At 66.1% G+C, this 3,187-nt stretch carries 3 protein-coding genes; 2 read left to right on the top strand and 1 reads right to left on the bottom strand.

The annotated features are described in order from the left end of the window. Together EN994_RS24260 and EN994_RS24255 are read left to right on the top strand one after the other, a co-directional pair. A partial coding sequence (locus tag EN994_RS24260; RefSeq protein WP_127307859.1) for a ribulose-phosphate 3-epimerase occupies positions 1-598 on the top strand: 598 nt, incomplete at its 5' end. After that, positions 595-1,623, top strand: coding sequence for an ROK family protein (locus tag EN994_RS24255; protein ID WP_024502565.1), 1,029 nt, complete (start codon positions 595-597; stop codon positions 1,621-1,623). The genes EN994_RS24260 and EN994_RS24255, both read left to right, overlap by 4 nt. A gap of 67 nt (positions 1,624-1,690) precedes the next feature. Here the strand turns inward: EN994_RS24255 and EN994_RS24250 are convergent, their stop codons facing one another. Next, complete coding sequence (locus tag EN994_RS24250) at positions 1,691-3,019, bottom strand: dicarboxylate/amino acid:cation symporter (RefSeq protein WP_063167594.1); 1,329 nt, start codon at positions 3,017-3,019, stop codon at positions 1,691-1,693. Between the last annotated feature and the right edge of the window lie 168 nt (positions 3,020-3,187).

Raw genomic sequence — 3,187 nt, 5'->3', positions numbered from 1 at the left:
ACCCTATGTCGATCTTCATCATATCGATGTGGCGGACGGTCATTTCGCCCCGTCCTTCCTGTTCTTCCCCGACCTCGTTGCCCGCATCGCCGGGCTGACGGCCAAGCCCATCCATGTCCACCTGATGGTCGATGAAGCAATCGTCGAGGCGCAGACGCGCCAGTTCATCGAAGCCGGCGCCGACATGATCAGCGTCCATGCCGAGAATGGCGAAGCGGGATTGCGCGCCGTGCGGCTGGCGCGGGAGCTCGGCGCCGAGGCGGGCGTCGTGCTCAGGCTGGAGACGCCTGTGGAAGCGGTGACGGCCTTCGTCCCGGAAGTCGCCTTCGTAACGCTTCTTGGAACCGCAATCGGCGTCAAGGGACAGAGCCTGTCGGACAAGGCCTGCGACAGGCTGGGCGCTACCCGCGCCATCCTGAGAAAGGCCGGCCGCGAGGCGCAAGTGGTTCTGGCGGCCGACGGCGGCATCCGCCACGAGACCGTGCCGTTGCTGCGTGCCGCCGGGGCCGAAACCGTGGTTCTCGGTTCGCTCGCCTTCGGTGACAAGGACCTCGCCGGCCGCATCGGCTGGCTGCACGGCTTGAAGGTCGCGGCATGACAACGGAAGCCGCCCTTGCGATCGATCTTGGCGGGACGGAGCTTCGCGCCGCCCTGGTCGACCGTGAGGGCAAGATCCTGGCATTCGCAGCGGTGCCGACGCAGGCGCAGGCCGGTCCAGACGTGGTGATCGGCCAGATCGAGGCGCTGGCGGCGACCGTCCATGCCGAAGCCCCGGCACTGTCGGTCGTCGGCGTCGGTGTCGGTGCGCCGGGACCGCTTGATCCGCTGGCCGGCATCGCCGTCGGCCCGCCGACACTCACCGGCTGGCTGGATGTGCCGCTTGCCGACATCCTCGAGCGGCGGCTCGGCCTGCCGGTCCGTCTGGAGAACGACGCCAATGCCGCGGCGCTCGGCGAATGGCGCTTCGGCGCCGGCCATGGCGCTCGCTCGCTGGTCTTTGTCACGGTGTCGACCGGCATCGGCGGCGGTGTCGTCGTCGATGGGCGCATCCTGCATGGCCGCCGTGGCCTTGCCGCCGAGATCGGTCACATGACCATCACCAATGAGGGCGAGCGTTGCGTGTGCGGCGTTATCGGCTGCTTCGAGGCCATCGCTTCGGGAACCGCGCTCGGCCGCCGCGCCACCGCCGCCACGGCCGCCGGCGACGGCTCGGCCTTGCGGCGCCTGTCAGCGGATGCGGAGGTGACCGGCCGCCATGTCGTCGAGGCGGCACGGCTGCGCGACGATCTTGCCTCGGCCTTGCTGGACGAGGAAGCCCGCTGGCTGGGCGTCGGCTTCACCAACCTGTTACATCTCTATTCGCCCGATGTGCTGGTCGTCGGCGGCGGCATCGCCAATGGGCTCGACCTGATGGCGCCGACCATCGAGGCAACCATCAGGCAGCGGGCCATGCGCGCCTATCGCGACGTACCGGTCGTTCCAGCACAGCTCGGCCGCCATGCCGGGCTCGTCGGCGCCGCCAGCCTTGTGCTGTTCGACGACGAGGGCACTTTGGCAGCCCGCATGCCTGTCGGCCCAAGCACATATCCGGACACACCACTGAGCAAGATCGGCACCGTCTGACGTGCGACTGCATGACAAAGGCCGCAGGCAGCATGCCTCCGGCCTTTTACGCATAAGCCACACGTGGTTACTCGGCGGGGACGACATCCGCCGGCAGGCTGTCATCAGCCGTGCCCGCCAGCGCCCTCGCCAGCTTGGCCTCGTCGAGTTCGCCTTCCCAGCGCGCCACCACCAGCGTGGCGACGGCATTGCCAACGAAGTTGGTCAGCGCCCGGCATTCCGACATGAAGCGGTCGACGCCGAGGATCAGCGCCATACCGGCGACCGGCACCGCCGGAACCACCGACAGCGTGGCGGCAAGGGTGATGAAGCCCGCTCCGGTGATGCCGGCGGCACCCTTGGACGAGAGCATGGCCACCAGCAGCAGCAGGATCTGGTCACCCATCGACAGGTGGATGTTGGTCGCCTGTGCGATGAACAGCGCCGCCAAGGTCATGTAGATGTTGGTGCCGTCGAGGTTGAAGGAATAGCCGGTCGGGATGACCAGGCCGACCACCGAGCGCTTGGCGCCGGCCTTCTCCATCTTTTCCATCAGCGAGGGCAGGGCGGCCTCCGACGAGGAGGTGCCCAGCACCAAAAGCAGCTCTTCCTTGATGTAGCGGATCAGCGACAGGATGGAGAAGCCGTTGTAGCGGCAGACCGCACCCAGCACGATGAACACGAACAGGAACGACGTCACGTAAAAGGTGCCGACCAGCATGGCGAGATTGATGACCGCGCCGATGCCGTATTTGCCGATGGTGAAGGCCATGGCGCCGAAGGCACCGATGGGGGCGGCCTTCATCAGCACGCTGACCAGCTTGAAGATCGGCGTCGTCAGTGCCTGCAGGAAGTTGAGCACGGGCATGCCCTTGTCGCCGACCAGCGCCAGCGCGATGCCGAACAGCACCGAGAAGAACAGCACCTGCAGGATGTCGCCGTCGGCGAAGGCGCCGACGATGGTCGACGGGATGATGTTCATCAGGAACCCGGTGACCGACTGATCGTGCGCCTTGGCGGCGTAGGTGTTGACGGTCGAGGCGTCGAGCGTCGCCGGGTCGATGTTGAAGCCGGCGCCCGGCTGCACGACATTGGCGACGACAAGGCCGATGATCAGCGCCAACGTCGAAAAGGTGAGGAAATAGAGCATCGCCTTGCCGGCAACACGCCCGACCTTCTGCAGGTCGCTCATGCCGGCAATGCCCGTTGTCACGGTCAGGAAGATGACCGGGGCGATGATCATCTTGACCAGCTTGATGAAGGCGTCGCCGAGCGGCTTCATGCTCTCGCCGACCGACGGATAGAAATGGCCGAGCAGGATGCCGACGGTGATCGCGACGAGCACCTGCACGTAGAGTTGGGCATAGAAAGGTTTGCGCTGCGCGGCAAGCGCGCCTGATTGGTCTGCGATGTGCATCGAACTCTCCCTGGCCGGATGGGCGAAAACGGATCGCCTGCGTGACTTCTCCCATCGCGGCGCTCCGGTCGCACGCCGCTGAAAACAGTTTTGCAAGCGTCGTGCCAGATCGGGGAAAGGCCGGAATCGCGGATTTCCGCCTTTGTCAGAGGTCGCGCGGACAATACT

This window comes from Mesorhizobium sp. M7A.F.Ca.CA.002.09.1.1 (assembly GCF_003998555.1).
Taxonomy (GTDB): Bacteria; Pseudomonadota; Alphaproteobacteria; order Rhizobiales; family Rhizobiaceae; genus Mesorhizobium; species Mesorhizobium ciceri.
The sequence above is the reverse complement of the archived record's forward strand: the minus strand, read 5'-3'. Positions and strand labels throughout refer to the sequence as shown.

Bases quoted from the DNA above. Each gene is read 5' to 3' on its own strand.
- EN994_RS24255 (WP_024502565.1), top strand. From the start codon at position 595: ATGACAACGGAAGCCGCCCTTGCGATCGATCTTGGCGGGACGGAGCTT.
- EN994_RS24250 (WP_063167594.1), bottom strand. From the start codon at position 3,019: ATGCACATCGCAGACCAATCAGGCGCGCTTGCCGCGCAGCGCAAACCT.